The 25634-nt window shown below is 55.8% G+C and carries 21 protein-coding genes; 11 read left to right on the plus strand and 10 right to left on the minus strand.

Going from position 1 to position 25634, the window contains the following annotated elements; translation table 11 throughout:
- Positions 1-34 precede the first annotated feature (34 nt).
- Together GH722_14560 and GH722_14565 are read right to left on the minus strand one after the other, a co-directional pair.
- Complete coding sequence (locus GH722_14560; GenBank protein MRG72988.1) at positions 35-3652, minus strand: vitamin B12-dependent ribonucleotide reductase; 3618 nt, start codon at positions 3650-3652, stop codon at positions 35-37.
- A 252-nt stretch (positions 3653-3904) separates the two neighbouring features.
- The gene (locus tag GH722_14565; protein ID MRG72989.1) at positions 3905-4918 is read right to left on the minus strand and encodes a hypothetical protein; all 1014 of its coding nucleotides are present in this window, start codon (positions 4916-4918) and stop codon (positions 3905-3907) included.
- Positions 4919-5033: 115 nt separating this feature from the next.
- Between GH722_14565 and GH722_14570 the strand changes: the two genes are divergently transcribed.
- The 4 genes from GH722_14570 to GH722_14585 all read left to right on the plus strand — a co-directional run bounded on the left by GH722_14570 (position 5034) and on the right by GH722_14585 (position 6859).
- A complete protein-coding gene (locus GH722_14570) occupies positions 5034-5384 on the plus strand; it encodes an NADH:ubiquinone oxidoreductase subunit NDUFA12 (GenBank protein ID MRG72990.1) in 351 nt (116 codons plus the stop codon).
- Between the two features lie 16 nt (positions 5385-5400).
- Positions 5401-5895, plus strand: coding sequence for an MCE family protein (locus GH722_14575; protein ID MRG72991.1), 495 nt, complete (start codon positions 5401-5403; stop codon positions 5893-5895).
- Complete coding sequence (locus GH722_14580; protein ID MRG72992.1) at positions 5895-6347, plus strand: MCE family protein; 453 nt, start codon at positions 5895-5897, stop codon at positions 6345-6347. Before GH722_14575 ends, GH722_14580 begins: the two co-directional genes overlap by 1 nt.
- Before the next feature lie 77 nt (positions 6348-6424).
- On the plus strand, positions 6425-6859 hold the full coding sequence (locus GH722_14585) for a DUF2155 domain-containing protein (protein ID MRG72993.1): 435 nt from the start codon (positions 6425-6427) through the stop codon (positions 6857-6859).
- Here GH722_14585 and GH722_14590 read toward each other — a convergent pair.
- From GH722_14590 to GH722_14605, 4 genes are all read right to left on the minus strand, one after another.
- Positions 6826-7482 (minus strand): leucyl/phenylalanyl-tRNA--protein transferase, encoded by a 657-nt coding sequence (locus GH722_14590; protein ID MRG72994.1) that lies wholly within the window; start codon positions 7480-7482, stop codon positions 6826-6828. The two genes, GH722_14585 and GH722_14590, sit on opposite strands and share 34 nt — an antisense overlap.
- Before the next feature lie 50 nt (positions 7483-7532).
- Positions 7533-8652, minus strand: a protein-coding gene (gene prfB / locus GH722_14595; protein MRG72995.1) for a peptide chain release factor 2 whose coding sequence is annotated in 2 segments (ribosomal slippage) — positions 7533-8582 and positions 8584-8652 — 1119 coding nt in all. Because the reading frame shifts where the segments join, the coding sequence is not laid out codon by codon here.
- A 78-nt stretch (positions 8653-8730) separates the two neighbouring features.
- Complete coding sequence (locus GH722_14600) at positions 8731-10350, minus strand: PAS domain S-box protein (protein MRG72996.1); 1620 nt, start codon at positions 10348-10350, stop codon at positions 8731-8733.
- A 123-nt stretch (positions 10351-10473) separates the two neighbouring features.
- The gene (locus GH722_14605) at positions 10474-12939 is read right to left on the minus strand and encodes a PBP1A family penicillin-binding protein (GenBank protein ID MRG72997.1); all 2466 of its coding nucleotides are present in this window, start codon (positions 12937-12939) and stop codon (positions 10474-10476) included.
- Between the two features lie 2 nt (positions 12940-12941).
- On the opposite strand from GH722_14605, the gene GH722_14610 reads away from it, so the two are divergent.
- The gene (locus GH722_14610; protein MRG72998.1) at positions 12942-13100 is read left to right on the plus strand and encodes a hypothetical protein; all 159 of its coding nucleotides are present in this window, start codon (positions 12942-12944) and stop codon (positions 13098-13100) included.
- Positions 13101-13105: 5 nt separating this feature from the next.
- Here GH722_14610 and GH722_14615 read toward each other — a convergent pair whose 3' ends face one another.
- Entirely contained in the window at positions 13106-14278 is a 1173-nt protein-coding gene (locus GH722_14615) for an AMIN domain-containing protein (protein ID MRG72999.1), read from the minus strand.
- A gap of 526 nt (positions 14279-14804) precedes the next feature.
- On the opposite strand from GH722_14615, the gene GH722_14620 reads away from it, so the two are divergent.
- Positions 14805-17393, plus strand: a complete 2589-nt coding sequence (locus GH722_14620) for an Rne/Rng family ribonuclease (protein MRG73000.1) — start codon at positions 14805-14807, stop codon at positions 17391-17393.
- Between the two features lie 54 nt (positions 17394-17447).
- Here GH722_14620 and GH722_14625 read toward each other — a convergent pair whose 3' ends face one another.
- Together GH722_14625 and GH722_14630 are read right to left on the minus strand one after the other, a co-directional pair.
- The gene (locus tag GH722_14625; protein MRG73001.1) at positions 17448-18611 is read right to left on the minus strand and encodes an aminotransferase class I/II-fold pyridoxal phosphate-dependent enzyme; all 1164 of its coding nucleotides are present in this window, start codon (positions 18609-18611) and stop codon (positions 17448-17450) included.
- Positions 18612-18632: 21 nt separating this feature from the next.
- The gene (locus tag GH722_14630) at positions 18633-20360 is read right to left on the minus strand and encodes a gamma-glutamyltransferase (GenBank protein MRG73002.1); all 1728 of its coding nucleotides are present in this window, start codon (positions 20358-20360) and stop codon (positions 18633-18635) included.
- Between GH722_14630 and GH722_14635 the strand changes: the two genes are divergently transcribed.
- From GH722_14635 to GH722_14645, 3 genes are all read left to right on the plus strand, one after another.
- A complete protein-coding gene (locus GH722_14635; protein MRG73003.1) occupies positions 20263-21663 on the plus strand; it encodes a M48 family metalloprotease in 1401 nt (466 codons plus the stop codon). The two genes, GH722_14630 and GH722_14635, sit on opposite strands and share 98 nt — an antisense overlap.
- The gene (locus tag GH722_14640; protein ID MRG73004.1) at positions 21644-22402 is read left to right on the plus strand and encodes a DUF3047 domain-containing protein; all 759 of its coding nucleotides are present in this window, start codon (positions 21644-21646) and stop codon (positions 22400-22402) included. Before GH722_14635 ends, GH722_14640 begins: the two co-directional genes overlap by 20 nt.
- A gap of 88 nt (positions 22403-22490) precedes the next feature.
- A complete protein-coding gene (locus tag GH722_14645) occupies positions 22491-23219 on the plus strand; it encodes a thioredoxin domain-containing protein (protein ID MRG73005.1) in 729 nt (242 codons plus the stop codon).
- 109 nt (positions 23220-23328) lie between these two features.
- Here GH722_14645 and GH722_14650 read toward each other — a convergent pair whose 3' ends face one another.
- On the minus strand, positions 23329-24459 hold the full coding sequence (locus GH722_14650) for a type III PLP-dependent enzyme (GenBank protein ID MRG73006.1): 1131 nt from the start codon (positions 24457-24459) through the stop codon (positions 23329-23331).
- Between the two features lie 245 nt (positions 24460-24704).
- Between GH722_14650 and aroQ the strand changes: the two genes are divergently transcribed.
- Both aroQ and GH722_14660 read left to right on the plus strand, forming a co-directional pair.
- A complete protein-coding gene (aroQ, locus tag GH722_14655) occupies positions 24705-25169 on the plus strand; it encodes a type II 3-dehydroquinate dehydratase (GenBank protein MRG73007.1) in 465 nt (154 codons plus the stop codon).
- Positions 25166-25624, plus strand: coding sequence for an acetyl-CoA carboxylase biotin carboxyl carrier protein (locus GH722_14660; GenBank protein ID MRG73008.1), 459 nt, complete (start codon positions 25166-25168; stop codon positions 25622-25624). The genes aroQ and GH722_14660 overlap by 4 nt, the downstream gene beginning before the upstream one ends.
- The last annotated feature ends 10 nt before the right edge of the window (positions 25625-25634 follow it).

Genomic DNA, 25634 nt, shown 5'->3' on the forward strand with positions numbered 1-25634 from the left:
GAGACCTCGCCTGTCGACCCCGCCCTGCCGTTCGTCACGAACAGCCGGACGTTGACCCGCAGGTCACGCATTTCATGCAGGTACCGTTGCGCACCAGGGTGAAGTTGCCGCATTCGCCACAGCTGTCGCCTTCATAACCCTTCATCCGGGCTTCACGCATGCGCGTCAGCCGTTCATCCATGGCGGTCTCGACTTCGGGTGCCATGGCAACAACAGCCTGTGCATGGACACTCTGAGAGACGGACCCTTCGACACCGTCGCCATCCATCGCCAGACGCATGGCATTTTTCAGGACAACAAGATTGTTGCGCACAAAGCCACGGGATGCGATCCGGTCGACGACATCGGTATGAACATCAAGTTCACTCTGTCCATCGCCACGTCCGAGTGAATCGGGTGTCAGGTCTTCCGGCTCTACATGGGCCAGATCGTTGCGGTTGAGGTAGGAAATCGCCAGCTCACGGAAAATGTAGTCGAGGATCGATGTCGACATCTTGATCGTGTCATTGCCTTCGACGATACCGCTCGGCTCGAACCGAGTGAAGGTGTAAGCCTCGACAAATTCTTCCAGCGGCACGCCATATTGCAGGCCGATGGAGATAGCGATGGCAAAGTTGTTCATCAGTGACCGGAAGGCAGCGCCTTCCTTGTGCATGTCGATGAATATCTCACCGACCCCGCCGTCTTCGTATTCACCGGTGCGCAGATAGACCTTGTGACCACCAACGATGGCTTTCTGGGTATATCCCTTGCGGCGGTGGGGGAGGCGGCGGCGCTCTGTAATGTACTTCTCGACAATGCGTTCGGCGATCAGGGGCGCGCGCTCAACCTGCGGGCGCTCCATGATGTCTTCGACATCGTCGTCTTCTTCCAGCACCTGAGCATTCAGCGGCTGTGACAGTTTCGAGCCGTCGCGATACAGCGCGTTGGCTTTCAGGCCGAGACGCCAGGACAGCAGATAGGCGTCCTTGCAGTCTTCAACCGTCGCTGAATTCGGCATGTTGATGGTCTTCGAGATCGCACCTGAGATAAACGGCTGTGCTGCCGCCATCATCAGGATGTGGCTGTCGACAGACAACGCCCGTTTGCCAAGACGGCCACAGGGATTGGCGCAATCAAAGACATGCAGATGCTCGTCTCTGATATGCGGCGCGCCTTCCAGTGTCATGGCGCCACAGCAATAGATATTGGCGGCATCGACTTCTTCCCGGGAGAAGCCGAGGGCTTCCATCATGTCAAAAGCGGGATCTTCCAGTTCGGCTTCGTCAATACCGAGATTGTCGCGACAGAACTCCATGCCGAGACCGTATTTGTTGAAAACAAACCGGACATCGAAGGCACTGGCCAGTGATGCTTCAACCCGTGCCAGCGCAGCATCGTCAAAGCCTTCCTTCTTCAGGGCTTCATGATTGATGCCCGGTGCATCCTTCAGCGTACCGTGGCCAACGGCATAATCGACAATGTCGTTTGTCTGTTCATCGGTATAGCCGAGGGTGGCCAGTGCGGCGGGAACTGTCCGGTTGATGATCTTGAAGTAACCGCCACCGGCCAGCTTCTTGAATTTCACCAGGGCAAAATCAGGCTCAATACCGGTGGTGTCGCAATCCATCACCAGACCGATCGTGCCGGTCGGGGCAATGACGCTGGCCTGTGCATTGCGATAGCCGTGCATCTCACCAAGTTCGACAGCGCGGTCCCAGGAGTCGGCGGCCGCGGCGGCAATGTTCTGGTCCGGGCAGTTTTCGATATCCAGCGGCACCGGAGTGATTTCGAGACCTTCATAGTCATCGCTCAAACCGTGCGCGGCGGCGCGGTGATTGCGCATGACACGCAGCATGACATCGGCATTCTCCGCATAACCGGGGAAGGCCCCCAGTTCCTGTGCCATTTCGGCCGAGGTCGCGTAGGAGTCACCGGTAAGAACGGCTGTCAGGGCACCACAGAGCGCCCGGCCTTCCGGGCTGTCATAGCCAAGGCCACCGGCCATCAGCAGGCCGCCGATATTGGCGTAACCAAGGCCCAGCGTCCGGTAGCGATAGGAAAGCTCTGCGATCTCTTTTGACGGGAACTGCGCCATCAGTACGGCGATTTCCAGCGTCACCGTCCAGAGACGAATGGCGTGACGGTATTCATCAAGTCTGAAGGTGCCGTCCTTGGAACGGAAAGCCAGCAGGTTCAGCGAGGCAAGGTTACAGGCCGTATCGTCAAGGAACATGTATTCCGAGCAGGGATTAGACGCATTGATCCGGCCGGAATTGGCACAGGTATGCCACTCGTTGATTGTCGTATCATATTGCAGACCCGGATCTGCACACTGCCAGGCGGCTTCTGCAATGGATTCCCAGAGCTGCGCAGCGGGCAGGGTCTTGGCGGTCTTGCCGTCGGTGCGGCGGATCAGATTCCAGTCACTGTCATTTTCGACAGCCTTGAAGAAATCATTCGTGATCCGGACCGAATTGTTTGAATTCTGACCCGACACCGTCAGATAGGCGTCTGAATCCCAGTCTGTGTCATAGACTTCGAAATCAATGGCCGTATAGCCCTGACGGGCGAATTCGATGACGCGCTGGATATAATTTTCCGGCAGCATGGATTTGCGCGCAGAAATGATTGATTTCTTGAGGACGGAATTCTTCTTCGGATCAAGCCGGTCCTTGCCTGCCATCTCGTCGGTATTGCAGGCCGCCATGATATCCGTGAGATGCTGGCGTGAAATCTTCGAGCCGGTCACCAGAGCAGCAACCTTGCGCTCTTCGACAACCTTCCAGTTGATATATTCCTCGATGTCCGGGTGGTCGATGTCGACCGTGACCATTTTGGCCGCCCGGCGTGTCGTGCCGCCGGACTTGATGGCACCGGCAGCGCGATCACCGATTTTCAGGAAGCTCATCAGCCCGGAAGACCGTCCGCCACCTGAAAGGGGTTCGCTGGCACCGCGAATTTTCGAGAAGTTCGATCCCGTTCCCGAACCATATTTGAACAGGCGCGCTTCACGGGTCCACAGATCCATGATGCCGCCATCATTTACCAGATCATCGCTGACCGACTGGATGAAGCAGGCATGTGGCTGCGGATGTTCATAAGCCGAGTTTGATTTCGTCAGCTTGCCGGTGCGGAAATCAACATAGTGATGTCCCTGACTCGGCCCATCAATGCCATAGGCCCAGTGCAGGCCGGTATTGAACCATTGCGGTGAGTTCGGGGCACCCATCTGACGGGCCAGCATGAAGCGCATTTCATCGTAATAGGCGCGGGCATCATCTTCCGAATCGAAATATCCGCCTTTCCAGCCCCAGTAGGTCCAGGTACCGGCAAGACGGTCAAAAACCTGCTTTGATGAGGTTTCTCCACCGAACTGATCTTCTTTCGCCATGCCTTTCATGGCCGGCTTGTCGGGTTCGGAGCGCCAGAGGAATTCAGGAACGTCTTCTTCTGGGACTTTTTTCAGGTGAGCGGGGATGCCTGCCTTGCGGAAATATTTCTGCGCGAGAACGTCGCTTGCAACCTGTGACCAGCTTGCCGGAACTTCGACATCGTCCGCCTTGAAAACGACCGAGCCATCAGGGTTGCGGATTTCGCTGGTGGTGAAGGTGAAATCAATGAGGTCGTAAGGTGAGGTCTCTGATTTCGTGAAACAACGTTCGATTCGCATGCTTTCCCCGACTCCGGATGCTTGAGTTTTCCCCAGTCTGCGCCAAGGCGGCGCTTGACCCCGAACCGGTGCGGCAACTATATTTTGTGCGCGTCGGCGGGGTCAGCCACAACATTATGAAAAACAGCTAATCGGCGCAAGGTTAAAATTAAATAAAGAAAAGCCCGCACCAAAGACGCGGTTAATAATTCCCTAAAATTTTATCGAAAATCAAAAGCTTGGAAAGTAGAGCTTCCAAGACTAGGAAAGTAATCAGCTGATTTCGGCCAAAGGCAGGTTGGTCAGAAGGTTCTGAGGTTTCAGCTTGAGAACTTTTCCCGAAGTCATTGCTATCGCGCAATAGACAGGCTTTCCGGCGATGTCCGGACGCATGTTTCTGCTGTCCCGGAATTCCAGTCTGAATAGTGACAACAGACGTTCCATTTCTGCTTCACCGACCTCTCGACCGTTATAAAGAGTCGTCAGCAGCTGATTCGCTTCAGCGTCAAAACCGACATACCAGACCCAGGACTGATCACTGATTCGGCGTACCGGCTGAATGGAGATGTCGATATCGAGAAAATGGCGCACCCATTTTTCCAGAACCCGGCAGAGGGCATCCAGCCCGGCAGAGGCGAAAGTGAGGCTGAGGACGGTATCATGTTGCTCCGACCGGCCCCAATAAAGGTCGGCATTGTCCTCATCCAGAACATCCAGTGAAACCGATCGCATATCTGTCTGTGCCTCGGCGATCAGGCGCCCGAGATTTCCAAACCCCCCGGTCCTGGCGAACATCTGCACGGTTTCCTCATCGGCGACCATGACCTGGCCTTCCGAAAGGGTGACGTTCTGTGACCGGAACAGCAGTTCGGCGGCCCGGGCTTCGAGGGCAGGGGGAGACTCCCCAAGAATATGGCGGGTTATCAGGGCGGCCATCTGGTCGATAAAGACGGGCGGCACCCTGATCGGGCGACCGTCAAAGAGTCCGGCATAAGCAGCTTCCAGTGACCCGGCTGCAATCACATGATCCCGAAAACCAAACATGATTCGGAAGTTGTCGGCAGCATCCGCATCTGCCAGGGCGGAATATTCGGCTTCGCTGACCGCACGCAGCGGATTTTCCATCAATGCAGCATGCAGGTTGCGTTCTGCGTCACAGGATTCGGGTATCGGTGCCAGTTCCGGGCGCATCAGATAGGCGCGCCACAGGTCATCTGTTGCGGTCAGCCGGTTGTCGGCTGTCCGTCCGGTAAGGGCGAATCCGCTATCCTTCCAGAAATCAGGCATGTGAGTCTTATCGCGAGAAGCTGCACCAATGTCCAGCGACTGATCACGGCTGGACACCAATGGTGAGGGAATGCGATATTCACGCCTCCAAATTATCTACCTCAACGGGATCAGCATGGCAGGCATCGGTACATTGCTTTACACGAAGTTCAAGGGCTCGCTGAAAGGCGAGGACTCCTTCGGCAACAAATATTATTTCGAGAAGTCACCGCCTGAGAGCCGGCGCGCCAAGCGCTGGGTGTTGTTCAAGGGAGAGGTCGAAGCCTCCAAGGTGCCGGCTGAATGGCATGCCTGGCTGCATTACACGGTGGATGAGCCAATTGAGGCGGTCCGTCGTGACTGGCAGCAACCGCACCTGCCGAATCTGACGGGCACCTCCCTGGCCTATCGGCCGTCCGGCTCTGATTACCGGGGTGGCAAGCGGGATCACGCGACAGGCGATTATGAAGCCTGGACCCCGAACTGAAGCTGCGGGCTGACCGGTGAAACGCGGTGAACTCCAGCAGGCATTGATCGGGGGACTGGTTGTCCTCCTTGCAGGGCTGTTTTTTGTTTACGCCTATTCAGGACAGAGATCACTTCGCAGCGGTGGCGCCGGATATGATGTTACGGCAACTTTTTCACGCGTCGATGGCCTGTCGAAGGGGGCGGAAGTCCGGCTCGGTGGTATCCGGATCGGCGGCGTTGAATCGATGCGTCTGACGGAGCTGAAACGCGCTGAAGTGACCATGAGAATTCAGAATTCGGTCGAAATTCCGTCAGATTCGTCTGCCGTTATTCTGTCTGACGGTCTGGTGGGTGCGAAATTCATCGAACTGGACCCGGGCGGAGCCGAAAAGATGCTGACAGCAGGAGATCACCTGCGGCACACACAGGGTTCGATCATTATCGAGGAATTGATGGAACTCATCATCGGGCAGATCAAATCCCGGCAGGCCAGTCTGGCGGCAACGGAAAAGCAAGGCGAGGGAAATTAATGGGCCGCAATCTTATCGAAAGCATTATGGGGGCAGTGGTTCTGGTTATTGCCGGACTGTTCATGCTGGTGGCCTATAATACAGTCTCGTTTGCGCCGGATCGTGGATACGAGCTTACAGCAAACTTTCTGAAGGTAGGCGGCCTGCAGCGTGGAAATGATGTCCGGATTGCCGGAATCAAGATCGGTACGGTTGTCGATCAGTCGCTGGACCCGGTTACCTATGATGCGATTATTCGCATCAATGTGAATGAGGAAGTCAGGCTGCCAGTTGATACCGTCGCATCGATTGCCAGCGAAGGGTTGCTGGGCGGTGCTTATCTGCAACTGAAGCCCGGCTCTGCGACAGAGATGCTGGCGGCCGGTGGCATGATTGAACAAACCAAGGACTTCAAAGCCTTTGAAGAACAGGTCGGCGAGGTGATCTTTCTTGCGACCGGTGCCGGAAACTGATCGCAGAAATGCCTGAGATGATGTCACGTTCAGGTGCACGACGGATTACCGCGCTGATGGTTGCTGTGGCAGCGCTGATGACTGGTGCTGTTCAGCCGGTTCCGGCGCAGACTCCGCCAGTGCAGTCAGAACGGCCGATGGTCGGTAATGACGAGACAATGGTTGATTACCCCATCGCGGTCTTACAGACGCTTGATAAAGTGACGGGCAGAATTTCAACCCTGCGCGTGCCGGTTGGTGACTCTGCGCGCTTCGGTACATTAACAATTGTGCCGAGAGCCTGTCGCAAACGACCGCCAGAAGAATTCCCTGAAAGCGCCGGCTTTCTGGAGATCGATGATGCGCCGCCTGCCGGTCAGCCGCGTCGGGTCTTCACCGGGTGGATGTTTGCATCCTCTCCGGCGATTTCTGCCATGGAGCACCCGGTTTTTGATGTCTGGGTAAGAGACTGTATTGCCGAAGACCCGGCAAAACAGGATCAGCCCGCCGAAGGGGCATCCGGTTCCAACTGACGTAAATAATCGAGCGGATTTGTCAGTTCACGGGGGAACGAAGCGCGTCGTTCCATCGCATCGCCAAGCATTTTCAGATAATTTCTGCGGGGGATCTCGATTACACCAAATCGTGCGAGATGGTTGGTGACAAACTGGGTGTCCAGAAGGCTGTAGCCGCCGGCGCGGAGGCGGGCGACCAGATGGGCCAGAGCGACCTTGCTGGCATTGGTCTGGCGGGAAAACATGCTTTCGCCAAAAAATGCGGAACCGAGTGAAACACCATATAGCCCGCCGACCAGGTCTGTTCCGTTCCAGCATTCAATTGAATGGGCGCAATTGATGGCAAACAGATCGGAATAGAGCCGGACGATCTCCTCATTGATCCATGTGTCCGGACGGTCTTCGGTCGGTTCTGCGCATAGTCGCATCACATCCTCGAAGGCCTGATCGCAGGTCACACGGAAGTCTCCGCGCCGAATGACCCGGCGCAGTTTCTTTGGCAGGTGAAAGCTGTCGAGCGGTAATATTCCACGCATATCAGGATCGACCCAGTAAAGTGTCGGGTCGTCACTGGTTTCCGCCATCGGGAAAATTCCCGCAGCGTAGGCGCGTAAAAGTATCTCTGCCGTTAACTGTGACATTCGTGAAGTCTAACGGTCATCGCGCGGCATGTCAGCGCCCGGTGAGGGGATCAGTTCTGATCTTCCTGATCGCCCTGAACACGCTGTGCAAGAGCTGCCGCCATGAAGGCATCGATATCCCCGTCCAGAACGGCCTGGGTATTCGATGTTTCAACATTTGTCCGCAGGTCTTTTACCATCTGATAGGGCTGCAAGACGTAGGAACGAATCTGATGCCCCCAGCCGATATCCGATTTTGTATCCTCGACAGCCTGTGCTGCGGCTTCCCGAATCTGCAATTCCCGTTCATAAAGACGGGCACGCAGCATCTCCATCGCCGCAGCCTTGTTCTTGTGCTGGGAGCGATCGTTCTGACATTGCACGACAATACCGGTTGGCAGATGGGTGATACGAACAGCAGAGTCAGTTCGGTTGACGTGCTGACCACCGGCACCGGATGCACGGTAGGTATCAATCCGCAGGTCTTTGTCCTCAACGACAATATCGATTCGATCATCAATGACCGGATAAACCCAGACACTGGCAAAACTGGTATGGCGGCGTGCGGATGAATCATAAGGGCTGATCCGTACCAGACGATGAACACCACTTTCGGTTTTCATCCAGCCATAGGCATTATCACCCTTCAGGACGACTGTGGCTGACTTGATACCAGCTTCTTCACCGGGGCTTTCTTCGAGATACTCGGTTTTGCAGCCATGTTTTTCACCCCAGCGGAGATACATGCGTAACAGCATTTCTGCCCAGTCCTGCGCCTCTGTACCCCCGGCACCGGCATGAACTTCGACGTAGCAGTGATTACCGTCGGCTTCCCCGGATAACAGGGTCTCCAGGCGTTTCATCTCAGCGGTTTCGGCGAGCGTGTTCAGTGAAGCTGCCGCTTCGGTGATCATCTCTTCATCACCTTCGGCCTCAGCCATCTCGATCAGTTCACTGATCTCGGAAAGCTCATTCGACACATCGTCAACGGACCCCACAAGGGCATCCAGACGGTTGCGATCCCGCATGATCGCCTGTGCCTTTTCCGGGTCATTCCAGAGGTCCGGATCTTCAGCAAGTGCGTTCAGTTCGTCGAGTTTTGTACGTGCGTCATCCTTGTCAAAGACGCCCCCTTAGCAGTTCCAGCGACTGCTCAATGGCGTTAACAACGGACTGCAACTCTGCACGCATGATATGCTCCCTGTATGATTGCGCGGGATTGTCTGCGTGTAGCGGCGCATGTCAACCGCAGACCGCCAAATCAGGGGATTATCCCGTGCCGGGCTCCAGAGGAAAGCTGAAGGTGATGGTAGTGCCCTTGTTCAGCTTGCTCCGTAGCGACACAGAGCCGCCATGCTGCTCGACGAGGCGTTTGCATATGGCGAGGCCGAGGCCGGTGCCTGCATGGGTTACCGTCGAATCATGACGTACCTGACCAAAGGGTTCGAGAACGAGATCAAAATCTTCCTCTGCGATCCCGATACCGGTGTCGGCAACGGCAAGCGTGAATGCGGTATCGTCGCAGCCCAGTGTTATCGTTACCGAGCCACCGGCCGGGGTAAAGCGGATGGCATTCGACAGTGCGTTGAGGACGATCTGTCGCAAATGTCGCTTGTCAGCCCTGAGATCGGGAAGGCCGGGTTGTGTTACCAGCTCCAGGCTCAGTTTTTTGTCATCGGCCTGTGTGCGCATCATGCTGATGCAGCCGGTACAGACAGACGCAACATCTACAACTTCGAGATGCAGGTCGATCTCGCCCGATTCCACCCGGGAGATATCGAGAATGTCATTGATAACACTCAGAAGATGTCGTGCAGAATGGAGAATATCGCCTGCATATTCGGTGTATTTTGACGTCTTATGGGCACCAAAAACTTCTGTTTTGATAATTTCAGCAAAGCCGATGATCGAATTGAGCGGCGTTCTCAGTTCATGACTCATATTGGCCAGAAATTCTGACTTCACCTTGTTTGCACGTTCTGCCTGAATCAGGGCGACCTTGCGCTGCTGCTCTGCCAGCTTCTGTTCTGTGATATCCCGGCCGACAGCCTGAATTTCCAGAAGATGTCCATTTGTATCGAACAGTCCGCGTTTTGACCATTGTACCCAGACCGTATTTCCCTGAGCATTCTCCGTACAGGTTTCGAAATGGGCAAGAGGGGATTGTGGTGTCAGTTTATCATGCAATTCCATGAGCGTTTGCAGAGCTTCAGGTGACATTCCTGCATAGGCGGATGTGCCGATCAGGTCTTCCCGGCGCACATTGTTGAAGCTGCAATAGGCGTCATTTACGAAGGTCCGGACACCCTTGCTGTCATACCGGCTGACCAGTTCCATCTGGTCTTCGACCACCGCGTGATAACGTGCATTGGTTTTGCGGATTTCATCATCAGCAAGAAGCAGCTCAAGCGTACTGGCGGCCCGCATGCTGGCGATCTCAAGAACCCGCCTCAATTCATCGGTGTTGCTCATCGGTTTTTTGCTCATCACCGACAGGACACCGAGGGGAAGATGTGATGATGAGCGTAGTATTGTGCCGACATATGAATCTATATTCATGTCGGCCAGCTGGTCATCTTCGGGAAATAATGCGGCAACGCCCTGAGAGAAACAGCAGGTCGTTTCATTCAGGACATTCTCGCAGGGTGTCCCCTTCAGGGAATAGCGGAAATTATCCAGTGGCTGGCCATCGGCGATGAATGCCAGCGTATCGACGTAGGTTGTCGTACGGGAATCAAGTTTTCCGACAAAGGCAAAGTCCACATTGAAGATGCCATGAATTTCCGCCAGCAACGCGCCAAAAAAATTGTCGACATCATTGCTGTGATGTCGCGCCAGAAATGCGAGTATCTGGTCAACAGAGGTCTGGGGTGTCGTCTGCATCGCCATGTTCCATTTGAAAATCTGATGTATGTCAGCTTTTCACAAGACATTACCCTAATCGTTTCAAGCGCGCTGTCGACAGATTAACCCGTATTCATAATCAAAGTCTGATGTCGGTCCTTTTCCGGGTCAGTACAGGCCGCCTGTCGAAGGCTTCGGCATGTTCAGCATGGGCTGAGAAGAGCTTCCCGGTGCGCCGGTGCCTGAAATCTCGGTTTCGCCGCCACTGATCAGGACGCTGTCCGTATCGGAAGGGGAGGTGTCGGGTTTGAAGGCCTCAAGGATGACATTGTCGTCACCAATCCGGGCGACACGACCGGTCTTGCCATCGATACGAACCAGCCGGATACCGCTTGGTACCCGGAACGGGATTGCGGGCTTGTTGGCCAGTGCCTGTTTCATGAAATCACGGAAGATCGGAACAGCAACAGCTGACCCGGCTTCTCCGCGGCCCAGTGATGACGGTTCGTCAAACCCGGTATAGACGCCGACGGCAAGATCGGGTGCAAAGCCGACGAACCAGGCATCTACATAGTCGTTGGTTGTCCCGGTTTTGCCAGCAAGCGGTTTGCCCACGGCACGCAGCTTGGCCCCGGTTCCGCGTTCCACCACACCCTGAAGCATGGAGACGATCTGATAGGCGCTTTCCGGCGAGGTAACAGTTTCCCGTGTATCCGGTAACAACGGCACTGCCATGCCATCATGCCATTCACTTGCCGTACAGGTGGCGCAGGAACGTTCATCATGGCGAAAGACGACTTTTCCGGTGCGGTCCTGAATGCGATCAATCAGGGTCGGGGTGATCCGCTTGCCGCCGTTGACGAGCATCGCATAGCCCGTGGTCATGCGCATCAGCGTGGTTTCGACAGAGCCGAGTGAAGCGGCAAGTGTGCGCTGCATGTCGCGCACAATACCAAAGCGTATGGCCGTTTCGGCGACCACATCCATACCGATGGTTTGAGCCAAGCGCACGGTCATCAGGTTTCGGGATTTTTCAATGCCCAGGCGCATGGTGGAAGGACCGTAAAACCGGTTTGAATAGTTCGCCGGTTTCCATTTTCCGAGGCCAGCGCCCTGGTCGATGACAAAGGGAGCGTCAAGGATACGGGTGGCCGGCGTAAAGCCACGTTCCAGTGCAGCGAGGTAGACAAATGGCTTGAACGAGGATCCCGGCTGTCGCAATGCCTGTGTCACCCGGTTGAACTGGCTTCTGGCAAAGGAGAAGCCCCCGGCCATAGCCAGTACCCGTCCGGTATGCGGATCCATTGCAACAAGACCACCATCAACTTTTGGCGGCTGACGCAGGGCGTAGGTCGAGGCGGGGTAGTCCTTGCCTTCGTCGTCTTTGGTCACCGTCTCAACAATGATGATATCGCCAATGCTGACAACATCTGTGACTGCGCTGATACGCGGGCCACGTTCGTTCTCGCTGACATAGGCGCGGGCCCAGGTGACCTCCTGCAGGGGCAGGGTGCCATCGCTGCCGTCGGCAAACCCGAGACGCGCGGATTTCTCATCTGCCTCCAGAACCACAGCACGTACCCATGGCGCGAGCCATGGCTCAGGGTCCAGTTCGGCGAGGCGTTTTGCCCAGTCACCGGCAACAGAGTCGAGACGGGCTGCAGCACCCCGCCAGCCATGACGTCGATCATACTCGACAAGGCCCTCACGCAGTGCCTGCTGTGCCTGCAACTGCATTTCCGGATCGAGTGTCGTATGGACGGCAAGCCCCCCCTCGTATAATCCGGCCTCGCCGTACCTGCCGAGCAGTTCGCGACGGACTTCCTCGGCAAAGAAGGCAGCGTCAAAGACCTGGTTTGCTTCCCGGTCGACGACATCAATCGGCTGAAGTCTGGCCCGTTCAGCGGTGCGTGCATCAAGATAGCCATCTTCCTGCATCCGTCCGATCACATAATTACGGCGGATAAGGGCGGCTTCCGGTTTCCGGATCGGATGATAATTGTTCGGGGCTTTCGGCAATCCGGCCAGAAAGGCGGCATCGGATACGGTCAGTTCATCCAGTGACTTGTTAAAATAATTCAGGGCTGCGGCGGCAACCCCGTAGGCCCCGTAGCCGAGATAGATTTCGTTCAGATAGAGTTCCAGAATATGCGTTTTGGAGAAGGCTTTCTCTATCCGGATAGCCAGAATGGCTTCCTTGATCTTGCGCTCCAGAGAAGTTTCGTTGGTCAGCAGGAAATTCTTTGCGACCTGTTGCGTGATGGTCGATGCCCCGACGGGACGGCGTCCGCTGCCAAGATTCTTGAGATTGGTCACGACAGCGCGGGCAATGCCGATAACGTCGACACCAAAATGCTCATAGTAATGCTGGTCTTCTGCAGAGATGAAGGCCTGCTTTACCACATCCGGAATTGTTTCAATCGGAACGAAGGAGCGATGCTGCTTGGCAAACTCTGCAATCAGGCGACCGTCGCCAGCATGAACGCGGGTCATGATTGGCGGCTGATAGTCTGCGAGCTGACGATAATCCGGCAGCCCCTTGCCGTAATGCATGAAAACGGCAAAAGCGGCACCAATACCGATGATGCCGAACAGGCAGCAAAGTCCGAGCGAGTAGAGAAAGAAACGTTTCATATATGCGCAGCAACCAGTTTGATGACATCAGTCAGCCTGCCGAAAATGGCAAGCTGATGGCGATTGCACTTATTACCATCCTGAACGCGCAGAGGCACAGAATAGTTCCCGGCTGGCTTGGTATATCGCCAGATTTTATCGAATTTTCCGGGATAGAGTGAGTGATTTATCTCTGCGCCAGAGCATCAAGGCTGAACCATTCGTCAATTGCGCTGACAATTGCACCGGCGACCTTGCGGTGATGATTCGGCGAAAGCAGGTTTTTTTCATCGGTCCGGTTCGATAAATGACCGAGTTCGATCAGGACCGAGGGAATGTCCGGGGCTGTGAGAACAGCAAATCCGGCGAAGCGGTGAGACCGGTTGACCATTGCAGTGGCAGAAGACATGCGGTCTGCAAGGCGGTTCGCAAAGCGTTTTGAATAATCCATCGTTTCACGCCGTGCCAGGTCAATCAGAATGCTTGCGACCTCGGTATCTTCCTCGTTCAGGTCAATTCCCCCGATGAGGTCGGCCTTGTTCTCCTTGGCAGCGAGAGCGGCGGCTTCCTTATCTGAAGCCTTCTCTGACAGCGTGTAGATGGAAGCACCACGTGCAGACCGATTGGTTGAAGCATCTGCGTGAATGGACAGAAACAGATCGGCGTCATGGTCGCGTGCGATCTGCACCCGTTCGCGAAGCCGGATGAATGAATCGGTGTCACGTGTCAGCACAACTTCATAACGACCGGTTCTTTTGAGGGCATCGCGAAGTCGCCGGCCAAAGGCCAGGACAATATCTTTCTCATACCGGTTGCCGACACTTATCGCACCGGGGTCTTTGCCACCATGGCCGGGGTCAATGACGATCCGTTTGCGCTTTGGCTTTACCCGAGGACGGGGAGAGGTCGCGGCATAATCAAGACGATTGGAGGCAACAAACTCCTCGCGGGAGGTTTCTTTCAGGTCAATTACCAGGCGATGTTGTGCGTTGCCGCTTGGGGGCAGCAGAAAAGATTTTTTGACTTCGGCAGGTCTGTCCAGATCAACCACAAGACGGACACCGCCGTCGTTTCGGGCGCCAAACCTTATGGAATCGATCAGGCCCGCAGGTTTTGTATGGCGAGTCGCATCTTCCAGCCATTCTGCATTCTGCAGATCAACAACAATACGATAGGGATTGTTCAGAGTGAAGATTTCATAGGACACGGTTTCAGTCATGTCGATAACAAGTCGTGTCATATCAGCACTTTGGCCGGTTCTGATACCTGTCGCGACAGTGTTTGGTGTTTCCGCAGCGGAACTGGTGACGCTGACGATCAGCGCACTCAGAAACAGAAACAAACGAATGAAACGGCCCATGACGATCCAAAAACAACCGGAGTTCGACTCAAGGTTTATATATTGTCGGTTAAATCTTTGTAAGTCTTTCAGAAAACTTCCGGGAATCCTGTATATCACCCGAATTTTCGATACTTATCCGGCGGTTTCCTGCGCCCGGTGCTTTTTCGTTGTCGATTGGCGAAGCCGCGTCTATTTTGCACCATCAGATTTGGGTAAAACGTTCGCCGGATTGACGATAACGTCTTCTGCCAACAACGTGAGGCGCAAGCCAGCCTGAAACTGCCGAGAGTAAGTCAGATCAGAACATGACGCGGAGTAAGGGCCAATTACTGGCTGCCGCGGGTCGGGTCTGGCGCTCAACCAGTTTTAAAAAGGGGCGGGACGCACAGTCCGTTCGCATCAATGATGACGTATACCGAAGCACATAATCTCTTCTGTACCGTTTCGATTGCGGCCGCAAACGGCGTTCCCCTGCTGCACAGGACGCGCCGTCCATCATCTTTAAACAGAATGATGCCGCGAGCGCTCAGGAGAATGGATTTTAATGGTAAAGCGCATGCTGATAGATGCCACCCACCCGGAAGAGACCCGGGTTGTGGTGGTCAATGGAACGAAATTAGAAGAATTTGACGTAGAAGCCGCATCAAAGCGGCAACTTAAAGGAAATATTTATCTGGCAAAGGTGACGCGGGTAGAACCCTCGCTTCAGGCTGCCTTTGTCGATTACGGCGGCAACCGTCACGGTTTCCTCGCCTTCAGTGAAATTCACCCTGATTACTACCAGATTCCCGTTGCTGACCGTGAAGCTCTTATGGCCGAGGTCAAAACTGAATCAAACGAAGACAATGATTCGGGTGGCGATGAGGCCGGTGAGGGCAATGTCGATGTTGTCGGCGGCGATGACACGGACGAGATCGAGATTGAGTCCGAGAAAAGACGGACCCGGAATATCCGGTCCTATAAAATTCAGGAAGTCATCAAACGCCGTCAGGTTCTGCTGGTCCAGGTTGTGAAGGAAGAGCGCGGCAACAAGGGAGCCGCGCTGACCACCTACCTGTCACTCGCTGGCCGCTATGGCGTGCTGATGCCGAACACCTCCCGCGGTGGCGGTATTTCCCGCAAGATCACCAATGTTGCTGACCGCAAGCGTCTGAAGACAATCATTTCGGATCTGAAGATGCCGGAAGGCATGGCCGTCATCATCCGTACCGCCGGTGCGGAACGGACGAAGGCCGAGATTCGCCGGGATTGTGAGTATCTGCTGCGGACCTGGGATGAAGTCCGGGAACTTACGCTGGGCTCTACGGCGCCGAGCCTGGTTTATGAGGAAGGTTCGCTGATCAAGCGGTCTCTGCGAGATATCTATTCCAAGGATATCGAGGAAGTGATCGTCGACGGCGATGAAGGCTACAAGAACGCCAAAGACTTCATGAAAACGCTGATGCCAAGCCACGCCAAGAAGGTGAAGCGGTATGGCAAGGAGGAAAGCCTTCCTCTGCTGCAGCGTTACCAGATCGAATCACAGCTGGATTCGATGCATCAGCCGACAGTCCAGCTGCGGTCGGGCGGCTATATTGTCATCAATCCGACAGAAGCTCTGGTCTCGATTGACGTTAACTCAGGTCGTTCGACCCGGGAACGGAACATCGAGGAAACCGCATACCGTACGAATATTGAGGCTGCCGAGGAAATTGCCCGACAATTGCGCCTGCGCGACCTGTCCGGTCTGATCGTAATCGATTTTATCGATATGGAAGAAAACCGGAACCAGCATGCTGTTGAACGCAAGCTGAAAGATGCCATGCGCAATGACCGTGCGCGAATCCAGATCGGACGGATCAGTGTTTTCGGTCTGCTGGAGCTGTCGCGTCAGCGGCTGCGTCCGAGTTTCCTTGAGAACAGTTCAGCCGTATGCCCGCATTGTGGTGGCAGCGGCCATGTCCGGACGGTTGATTCGTCAGCTCTGCAGATGCTGCGTGTCCTTGAAGAAGAGGGGATGAAGCGTAAGTCATCCGAACTGTCGATCTGGATGCCGACCCCTGTAGCTCTGTTCATTCTGAACCAGAAACGTTCGGCCCTGACGGATATCGAGGCGCGGTTTGGCCTGTCGATCAATGTGCTTGGCGATGACAGCCTGATTGCACCGGACCACCGGATCGAGCGGGTACGGGGCAGTGACAATCAGAATGCACCGGCAGAAGAGAGCCGGTCGCCTGATACCGCATCAGATGATGAGGGTGAATCGAAACCACCGCGCAGACGCCGTCGCCGTCGCGGCGGTCGTCAGTCTCAGGACAACGACAATACGCCGGATTCGGAAGAGAATGCGTCGAATCAGAGCGATGATGGCGATAGTGACGGTGATGACTCGGAAAACACCTCTAATGATAATTCTGAGGGAACCGATTCCGAAGGTCGTCCGCGCAAACGCCGGCGTCGCGGTAAGCGCGGCGGTCGCAAGCGGGGTCGTCGTGATGGAGCGGATGGTGAAACGAACGAAGATGGTTCGGAATCGAATGATGCCGCTGCTGAAAATGACAGCAACGCATCCGATGATGCTGCCGGTGCGGACGAGAATAGCGAACAGGCTGCAGCCAGCGAACCGGCAACTGAGTCCGGGGAGACAGCAGACGCCGGAAGTTCTGCCGATGTAACTGCTGACGAGGCTGAATCTGCTGAGCCGGTGAAGAAACCCCGCCGCAGATCACGGGCCCGCAAGAAGCCGGTTGAAACTGATGCGGAAGCAACGCCGGCTGAAGCAGACACAGCGGCGCCGGAAGAGACCCCGGCAGTTGCGGCAGAAGCTGATAATCCGGAAGCAGAAACTCCGGCTGCTGAAGTCGAAGAGAAGCCTAAGCGCAAGCGGGCGCCACGGCGTCGCAAACCCGCAGCAGCAAAGTCGGAACCGGCTGCTGACGAGGCAACAGCTGTTGCCGATGATGCACCGGCAACTGAGAAGGCTGCCGAAACAGCCGCTGAGCCAGAAGCACAGGCTGCTGAACCGGCGAAGCCTGAGGTAAAGGATGAACCGCCGGTCGCCGATCCGGCGGCTGAGGTCATAACGGTTGGTGATACGCCAGAAGAAGAGCGTCCGAGACGGCGCGGCTGGTGGAACCGGGTTATGGGTAAATAGTCGTCATATAATCCCCCGTCAGCCTCTGAGGCTGACGGGGTGACTATGATTTTGTTAGGCTTTTTGCAGCCAGTCTTTCAGATGTTCGCAGGCCGCGCTCATGGTGGCATCTGACCCCGCATAACTGAACCGGACATAGGCATCACCCCGTTGCGGATCGAAGTCGTTGCCGGGGGTGATGGCAATACCGGTATCCGCAAGCAGCCGGCGACAAAAATCTGCTGAGTTGTTCGTGAATTTGCTGACATTTGCATAAATGTAGAACGCCCCGTCCGGAGGCGCGATTTCTGTCAGCCCGGCCTGAGGCAGGCCGGTCATCAGAATGTCCCGGTTGATCGCATAACGTTTCAGATTTTCTTCAAGTTCCTCGTGACAGTCAAAGGCAGCAATCGCTGCGATCTGGGAAACTGTCGGGGGTGAGATAAAGAAGTTCTGCGCCAGACATTCAACGGAACGGGCAAGCTGTTCCGGCACGATCATCCAGCCAAGGCGCCAGCCCGTCATCGAGAAATACTTTGAGAAACTGTTGATGACAATCGCGTCGTTGCCATAGGCAAGGGCGGTGGTTGCCGGGCGGCCGTAATCGATCCCGTGATAGATTTCATCTGATATCAGGCGGATACCGTTTGCCTTGCAATACGCGTCGAGTGCGCCGAATTCTGCGGCGCTCAGAATTGTTCCGGCCGGGTTCGAGGGGCTGGCGACAATCAGACCATCCAGTTTCCGCCCGCTTTCCGACTGTGCCTTCTCAAGCAATTCGGGGGAGGGCTGGTAGCGGGTTTCCGGGCCGGATAGCAAATCGACAACTTCAATTCCCAGGGCAGTCAGGATATTGCGATAGGCCGGATAGCCGGGTGAGGCCAGGGCAACCCGGTCGCCGGCATCGAAAGCAGCCAGAAAGGCGAGGGTAAAGGCACCTGAAGAACCGGTGGTCACAACGATCCGGTCGGTTCCGACCTGAACGCCGTGTGTCCGGTGATAATGATCTGCGATTTTCTGGCGTAGTGCCGGCAGCCCGAACGCAACGGTATAGCCAACCTTGTCCGTGTCCAGTGCGGCACGGGCTGCAGCCAGCACGCCGGCTGGGGCCGATGTGTTCGGCTGACCGACCTCCAGATGAAAGACCGGTTTGCCCGCTGCCTCGCGGTCAGCGGCAGCCTGCATGACGTCCATGACAATAAAAGGGGGGACGGCACCCCGCAGAGACTTTTTCAACATGATGGTATCGCTGACTGGTTGTTATCTTGCGCCGATGGCAAGGCCGAAACCCCGGGCATCGGAAGTTGTCTGACAGGTTTCGGGGTCGCTCGGTAGCCCTTCCGGACACCAGGCTGCATTGACCCTGCCGATCAGGGCGACGGGCTGGGTTTTATGGCCCCGCTGACGCAATGTCTCGACGCGCGCGGGGCTGTCTCCTGTTTCATAGAAGGTAACATCAGGATTTCCTGCATGATGAACCCGTTTGGCGTCAACGGCATCCCTCAGGGTTTCCCCGCCGACAAGTGCGCGCAGGCTGACAGCGACCTGCGCAGTTGCAGCAGCTGAACCGCCGGTGGCTGCGGAGGCATAGTAGAAGTTTTGTGTATTTGTGTTGATCATCATCATCGGGCCCAGTGACATTGGCCCGCGTCCGCGATCACCCGGACGGGCGGCCAGCAGAATGCCTGTATCGGTGGCAATCCGGCCGGTTCCAAAGAGATTGTTCATGCTGAAGTTACAGGCAACGGCACCACCTTCCTTGTCGACCGCGACAAAGCTGCTGGCAGCCGGATTTTCAAGTACAGGACGGGCCGGAATGGCCAGGCTGGCCGGCGACGTGTGACGGGCAGAATCATAGGATGCGTAGCGACGCCGTGCTTCGGCATCGCCGATCACTGTCTGGAATGTCGTGTTGATGTTTCCGTCAGGCTGGATCCAGGACGACCGCTCGGCGAAGGCTATCATGGCTGCTTCCGCCAGCAGATGCGGGCGTTCAGATTCCGGTGCATCGGCGTAGCGGTCATCGACCGTCAGCATGCGCCAGATCGCAGCTTCAACGACACCGGCCCCTGCTGGGGGCGGGGCGAAGTACATAGTGTTCGGTGCAACCGGCACGGCGATGGCTTCACGCCACTGGGGGCGATAGTTTTTCAGGTCGTCGAAGCTGAGACTGCCGCCGACCGCGTTTGCTGCTTCGACAAGCTGGCGTGCAAGGACGCCACGATAGAATTCACCTGCTCCACCGCCCCGGATGCGGGCCAGTGTTGCGGCAAGGTCGATCTGTTTGACCAGATCACCTTCCTGAATGGGGTTTCCGTCCGGTCGTGCAAAGGCTTTGCGGCTTTCCGGATCTTCCAGCAGGGGGCCGGCAACCAGTGCCAGATCGCGCGCAAAGGCGCGGGAGGCCGTATAGCCAAACCGGGATAAACCTTCGGCCGGAGAAATAACCTGTGACCATTGCAGGCGACCAAACCGCGCATGCATGGCAGCCAGTCCGCGAACCGTTCCGGGCACGGCGTTCGCGCGTGTAGCGGAGGTCGCCGGCGAGGACGGAGCGGTCGCCAGAAAATCAAGGGCGACGGTCTGATAACGGTTCCGGTCATGTATCAGGCAAATTCCACCACCGCCGAGACCAGCCGTAGAAGGCTGGGTGACGGCCAGGGTAAAGCCCATGGCGGCGGCGGCATCGGCAGCTGTTCCACCAGCAGACAAAATGTCGCGCCCGACAGTAACGGACAAAGGTTCATCACCGGCGATCAGACCTGAGAAGCCTTCAACATGGCCAACCTGCCCGACCGGCGGGTCGGAAGACCCGCAGGCGGCAAGTGACAGAACCAGTGCGAGCGATGCTGCAGATTGACGGGCGATCTGTGCCCGTTTACCGTTGAACATGCTTGAAATCTTGAGATCTAATATCGTCATTGGACCGGTTTTGTTGAGTTCATCAAGAATTGTCGCCTGTTGTCGTCGACTATCCATTCTAGTCATTCTCTCTGTTATTGCAGTCTTTTCCCCGTTGCGGCAAGCAGCCCACGCGCAGGGGCTGGTCGATGCAGAGATATCAGAGATGATCCGGACTTATGCGGAACCGTTGATGGTGAGCGCAGGGCTGGATCCGCGGGCGGTTCGTATCTTCATCGTTAACCGGAACGAACTGAATGCCTTTGTCTCCGGCGGGCAAAATCTGTTCATAAATACAGGTTTGCTGACCCGGGCAGATAATGCAGGGCAGATTGTTGGCGTGATTGCCCATGAATTGGGACATATCGCGGGCGGGCATATTTCCCGTACCAATGAATCGATGGAAAGTGCAGGGACCAGTTCGCTTATTGCCGGAATTCTGGGTGTTGCTGCCGGACTGGCGACAGGCCGCGGTGATATCGGTGGGGCCGTGGCGGCGGCGGGTCAGGATATCGCCATCCGCGACTTCCTGAAATACAGCCGCAATCAGGAAAGCTCTGCCGATCAGGCGGGGATGCGTTATCTGGAGGCAAACGGTCTTTCTGCTGTCGGTATGTATCAGCTGATGAAGAAGCTGGAAGGTCAGGAACTGCTGCCAACCTCACGACAGAATGAATATGTGAGGTCGCATCCCCTTAGCAGTGACCGGGTTCTGTCCGTTGAAAGCTTCCTCCAGAGGTCGAAATTCACAGACACTCCCCTTCCGGACGGCTGGGAACTTAAATTCCAGCGGTCCAAGGCCAAGATTATCGGGTTCCTCGAATCGAAAAGCCGGGTTTATCGTTACTATCCGGAGAGCGATACGAGTGTGCCGGCCCGCTATGCGCAGGCAATTGCCGACTATCGTCGTAACGAGCTTGATACGGCTGTTCCGAAAATTGATGCGCTGATCGCTGAATATCCGTCAGATCCGTATTTCTGGGAACTGAAGGGCCAGATGCTGCTGGAACATGGCAAGATCATGCCATCGGTGGAAGCCCTGCGAAAAGCAGCCAGTCTGGCACCGGAGGCGATTCCGATTCGCGCCATGCTGGCACAGGGGTTGGTCGAGACAGGCAATCCCGCCTTGCTGGAAGAGGCTGTTGAAAATCTCAAGGCGCTGATCGTGGATGACCCGGGCAGTGCGGCTGCCTGGCGTCTGCTGGCGATTTCCTATGCCCGGCTGGGCAACGACGGGGCAAGCAGACTGGCATCGGCTGAACTGGCCCTTCTGCAGCGGGATGTTCCGGCAGCAAAACTCCACGCCAATGCTGCACTCAAGTTTTATGATAAGGGCACGCCAAGCTGGTTACGCGCCCAGGATATTCTGAATGCGGCTGACCTCAAGTAACCGCAGTCTGCGCCACATTGCGATCTGTGTCGGGCTGGTGACGTTGCTGGCGGCCTGTGATTCAGGTATCCGGCAATATGCGGCCTCGCCGGAAGGCGACATTGATTTTCTGACAGAAGATGCTGCCGGCCGGTTTGTTGCCGGAGCGGAAGTGCGCAGGCGTTCCGGGTTTTTCGATTCCGGTCTGGAAGGAATTTCCTTCGTACGGGTTGACGGAAAACCGGCAGTCAAGCTGTCGACACCGGGCAATGGCGGCGTGATTGGCCTGCTGACCAACCAGCCGTTGCTGGCAACACCCTATGCCGCATGGCAATGGCATCTGACATCTGGCCTTACCGAAGCGGACTGGCTGGCGATGCGCAGTCTCGGCGAAACTGATCATCCGGCGCGGGTGCTGGTCGGCTTTCGGCTGAATGGGTCTGGCTCGAATATCAGTCCCGGTTATCTGGGTGACGAGCTTCCCCCCCATGACCGGGCCATCACAATTGTGTGGTCAACACTGTCATCGCCGCCCGGCCGGATTGACCGTCGTGGGCCTTATGGCCGTCTGACATTGCGTCAGGGAGTTGGTCAGTTTGGTGAGTGGCAGGAAGAAAATATAGATTTATCAAAGATTTATGGAGAGATATGGCCTGAGGATAACTTGTCACAGGTCAATATTGCCTTTCTGGCGGTAGCCACGAGAGCGTCAAACCTGACGACCGAATCCGTGATCGATGGCCTGCGGGTTTATCGTTAGTCGGGCCTTGCCGCTCCGGTGACCCTCCACCAGAATAAGGCAACTTGATATTTGCAGGGACATTCTCATGATTTTTCGACCTGGCCTGATGGCCGCGATGCTTTTCACGCTGGTTTCGGTTTCACCGTTCAGTCTGGCGCAGGCTGACACGCTGACCGATGATCAGCGCAAGGAAATAGAATCGCTGGTTGAGAAGTATATTCTGGATAACCCGGGCATTGTCATGCGTGCGATCGAGAAGCTTCGCGAACAGCAGCGCCAGGCTGAAGAACAGCAGCGCATGAGCGCAATTTCCGGCAGCGGAAATGACCTTCGTTCGGATCCGATTACGCCGCCGGGCGGCAATCCGGATGGTGAGGTAACGGTTGTTGAATTCTTCGACTACAATTGCGGTTATTGTAAGCGTGTGTCACCGACCGTTGCTGCCCTGATTGAAGGCAACAGGGATGTGAAGGTGATCTACAAGGAATTTCCGATTCTGGGTGATGCCTCGATTGAAGCGGCAAAGGGAGCCATGGCGGCTGTCCGGCAGGGTAAATACCATGAAATGCATGAGGGCCTGATGAATCATCGTGGCCGGGTAACCGCAGCAACCGTGATGTCGGTCGCGAAAGCTCTGGGACTGGATACCGAGCAGCTTGACCGGGACATGAAGGACCCTGAAATACAGAGTGCCATTGAACGTAATTATGCCCTGGCCCAGAATCTCGGCATTACCGGAACACCGGCTTTTGTCATCGGCAACAAGCTGGTCCCCGGTGCCGCAAGCCTTGAGACACTGGAAGAACTCGTAAAGGAAGTCCGCAAGGGAAGCTGACCGCCAGCGGCAGGTTTTCTGTTGTCCCGGTGGGGAAGTCACGCCGCCGGAGACAACACTTCCCTCGTTCGGAAACAGGGGGTAATGCTGATCTCCGGCGGCGTTATGATCAGATGTAGTATGCCCGCAACGGCGGGAAGCCATTGAAGTTTACGGCCGAGTAACTGGTCGTATAGGCACCGGTGCTCAGCAACTGGATATGGTCACCGACTTCGAGTGCCTTCGGCAGGCGATAGCCACATTTCTCGTACATGATATCTGCACCGTCACAGGTTGGGCCTGCAATTGCGACGAGCCCGTCCGGTTTACCGTCATGCGGGGTGCGGATTCTGTATTTGATCGCTTCGCCCATGGTTTCTGCAAGTCCGCCGAACAGGCCGATATCCAGATAAACCCAGCGGGTTTCGTCCTCGTAGCTTTTGGTCGAGATCAGGACGACTTCACTGTCGATCAGCCCGGCGTCGCCCGGTATGGAGCGGCCCGGTTCAACAATGATATGCGGCAGATCATTACCGAAATGATTGGTCATCGCGGCCATGATGGCGTGGGCATAATCATCAATCGTCGGGATGGCAGTCCGGTATTGCGCCGGGAAACCGCCGCCCAGATTGACCATTTTCAGGTTGATGCCTGCTTCACGCAGACCGGTAAAGACCATTGCGGTCTTGCCGATAGCGATGTCCCACTGGCTGAGGTCGGTTTGCTGGCTGCCGATATGGAAGCTGATTCCATAGGGCTCAAGGCCAAGATCCCGGGCTTTCACCATCAGGTCTTTTGCCATATCGGTTTCGCATCCGAACTTGCGGGAAAGCGGCCAGTCGGCCCCCTGATTCGAAATCAGCAGGCGGCAGAAAACCCGTGAACCCGGTGCATGTTCGGCCAGCTTCAGCAATTCAGCTTCACTGTCGAAAGCGAACAGGCGGACACCACGATCATAAGCCCGGGCGATATCCCGCGCTTTCTTGATCGTGTTACCATAGGAAATGTTTTCCGGCAGGGCACCAGCGGCAAGGCAGCTGTCAATTTCATGAATGCTTGCCGTATCAAAGCAGGACCCCAGCGCAATCAGGCGCTGCAAAATGGGTTCTGCCGGATTCGCTTTTACGGCATAGAAAATTTGTGCGACCGGCAATGCGTCACGCAATCCGACATAGTTTGCCTCGACCACGTCGAGATCAACTACCAGGAATGGTGTTGCGGGTTTTTCGTTCTTCAGGAAGTCTTCAATCTTCGGTGTCATCGCAATTCTCCCAGTTACATCCGAGAAAGAATTGCGTCGTTACGTAAACACACCGGTAATCCCGGAGGCCAGAGGCACGTGCGCAGAATTTAGAGCGGCGGAAACTATCTAAGGTCGTGTTACGATGCAATGGATTTCTCCAGATTTTTTTGTTTGTCGCTGATTTGAAATACTCCGTTTATGTGACAGCGTTGCGATACAGGGGGAAGTGGGTTAACCAGTCTCACTAATCAAGACTAAGGATGATGGTCGTGCCACGGGTACTTGTTCTGAACGGACCTAATCTGAACCTGCTCGGACTTCGCGAGCCCGGGATCTATGGCGGTAAATCGCTGCCGGATATCGAGGCCGATTGCCGGGCGCATGGCAGAAAGGTCGGGCTTGATATCGACTTTCGTCAAACGAATCACGAAGGTGTTCTGGTTGACTGGTTGCAGGAACTGGCGGGCGACAAGGACGGTGCGGTGCTGAATGCCGGCGCTTACACGCATACGTCGGTTGCGATCCATGATGCGATTCGTGCCGTGGCGAAGCCGGTTATCGAAGTACATATATCGAATGTACATGCGCGAGAGACATTTCGCCATCACAGCTATATATCTGGTGCGTCGGCAGGCGTACTCGCCGGGTTCGGACCCTTCGGCTACATCATGGCACTCGACGCCATGGCACATATCCTTCTAACGGGGACAAAGACAGCGTCAGCATGAGTAAAAAAGATATCAATGAAGAAGCCATTCATCGCCTTGCAGCGTTGCTGGATGAGCATGAACTGACCGAAATCGAATACGAGGACGAGGATTTCTCGATCAAGGTTCGTCGGGAGCCTGCACCGGTTATTGCTGGTGGCATGCATGCCCAGCCAGCCACCTATGCAGCACCGGTGCAGATGCCTTCTGACCCTGCAGCGCCTGTGAAGGCTGCTCCGGCAGGGGATCCGGTATCGTCGCCAATGGTCGGTGTGATCTATCGCCGGGCAGAACCGGGAGCACCGGAATTCTGCAAGGTTGGCGACCAGGTGTCAGAAGGTGACACGCTGTTCCTGATCGAAGCGATGAAGACCTTTAACCCGGTTCGTGCACCGCGCAGCGGCAAAGTCGTCAGCATTCTTGTCGATGATGGCTCCGCGGTCGAGTTCGGCGAACTTCTGCTGACCCTCGAATGATCCGGGCCTG

This window comes from Alphaproteobacteria bacterium HT1-32 (assembly GCA_009649675.1).
Classification (GTDB): Bacteria; Pseudomonadota; Alphaproteobacteria; order Rhodospirillales; family HT1-32; genus HT1-32.

Coding starts and splice junctions, on each gene's coding strand:
- GH722_14560 (MRG72988.1), bottom strand. CDS start 3,652: ATGCGAATCGAACGTTGTTTCACGAAATCAGAGACCTCACCTTACGAC.
- GH722_14565 (MRG72989.1), bottom strand. CDS start 4,918: ATGCCTGATTTCTGGAAGGATAGCGGATTCGCCCTTACCGGACGGACA.
- GH722_14570 (MRG72990.1), top strand. CDS start 5,034: ATGGCAGGCATCGGTACATTGCTTTACACGAAGTTCAAGGGCTCGCTG.
- GH722_14580 (MRG72992.1), top strand. CDS start 5,895: ATGGGCCGCAATCTTATCGAAAGCATTATGGGGGCAGTGGTTCTGGTT.
- GH722_14585 (MRG72993.1), top strand. CDS start 6,425: ATGACTGGTGCTGTTCAGCCGGTTCCGGCGCAGACTCCGCCAGTGCAG.
- GH722_14590 (MRG72994.1), bottom strand. CDS start 7,482: ATGTCACAGTTAACGGCAGAGATACTTTTACGCGCCTACGCTGCGGGA.
- GH722_14600 (MRG72996.1), bottom strand. CDS start 10,350: ATGGCGATGCAGACGACACCCCAGACCTCTGTTGACCAGATACTCGCA.
- GH722_14605 (MRG72997.1), bottom strand. CDS start 12,939: ATGAAACGTTTCTTTCTCTACTCGCTCGGACTTTGCTGCCTGTTCGGC.
- GH722_14610 (MRG72998.1), top strand. CDS start 12,942: ATGCGCAGCAACCAGTTTGATGACATCAGTCAGCCTGCCGAAAATGGC.
- GH722_14615 (MRG72999.1), bottom strand. CDS start 14,278: ATGGGCCGTTTCATTCGTTTGTTTCTGTTTCTGAGTGCGCTGATCGTC.
- GH722_14620 (MRG73000.1), top strand. CDS start 14,805: ATGGTAAAGCGCATGCTGATAGATGCCACCCACCCGGAAGAGACCCGG.
- GH722_14625 (MRG73001.1), bottom strand. CDS start 18,611: ATGTTGAAAAAGTCTCTGCGGGGTGCCGTCCCCCCTTTTATTGTCATG.
- GH722_14635 (MRG73003.1), top strand. CDS start 20,263: ATGCTTGAAATCTTGAGATCTAATATCGTCATTGGACCGGTTTTGTTG.
- GH722_14630 (MRG73002.1), bottom strand. CDS start 20,360: ATGACTAGAATGGATAGTCGACGACAACAGGCGACAATTCTTGATGAA.
- GH722_14640 (MRG73004.1), top strand. CDS start 21,644: ATGCGGCTGACCTCAAGTAACCGCAGTCTGCGCCACATTGCGATCTGT.
- GH722_14645 (MRG73005.1), top strand. CDS start 22,491: ATGGCCGCGATGCTTTTCACGCTGGTTTCGGTTTCACCGTTCAGTCTG.
- GH722_14650 (MRG73006.1), bottom strand. CDS start 24,459: ATGACACCGAAGATTGAAGACTTCCTGAAGAACGAAAAACCCGCAACA.
- aroQ (MRG73007.1), top strand. CDS start 24,705: ATGGTCGTGCCACGGGTACTTGTTCTGAACGGACCTAATCTGAACCTG.
- GH722_14660 (MRG73008.1), top strand. CDS start 25,166: ATGAGTAAAAAAGATATCAATGAAGAAGCCATTCATCGCCTTGCAGCG.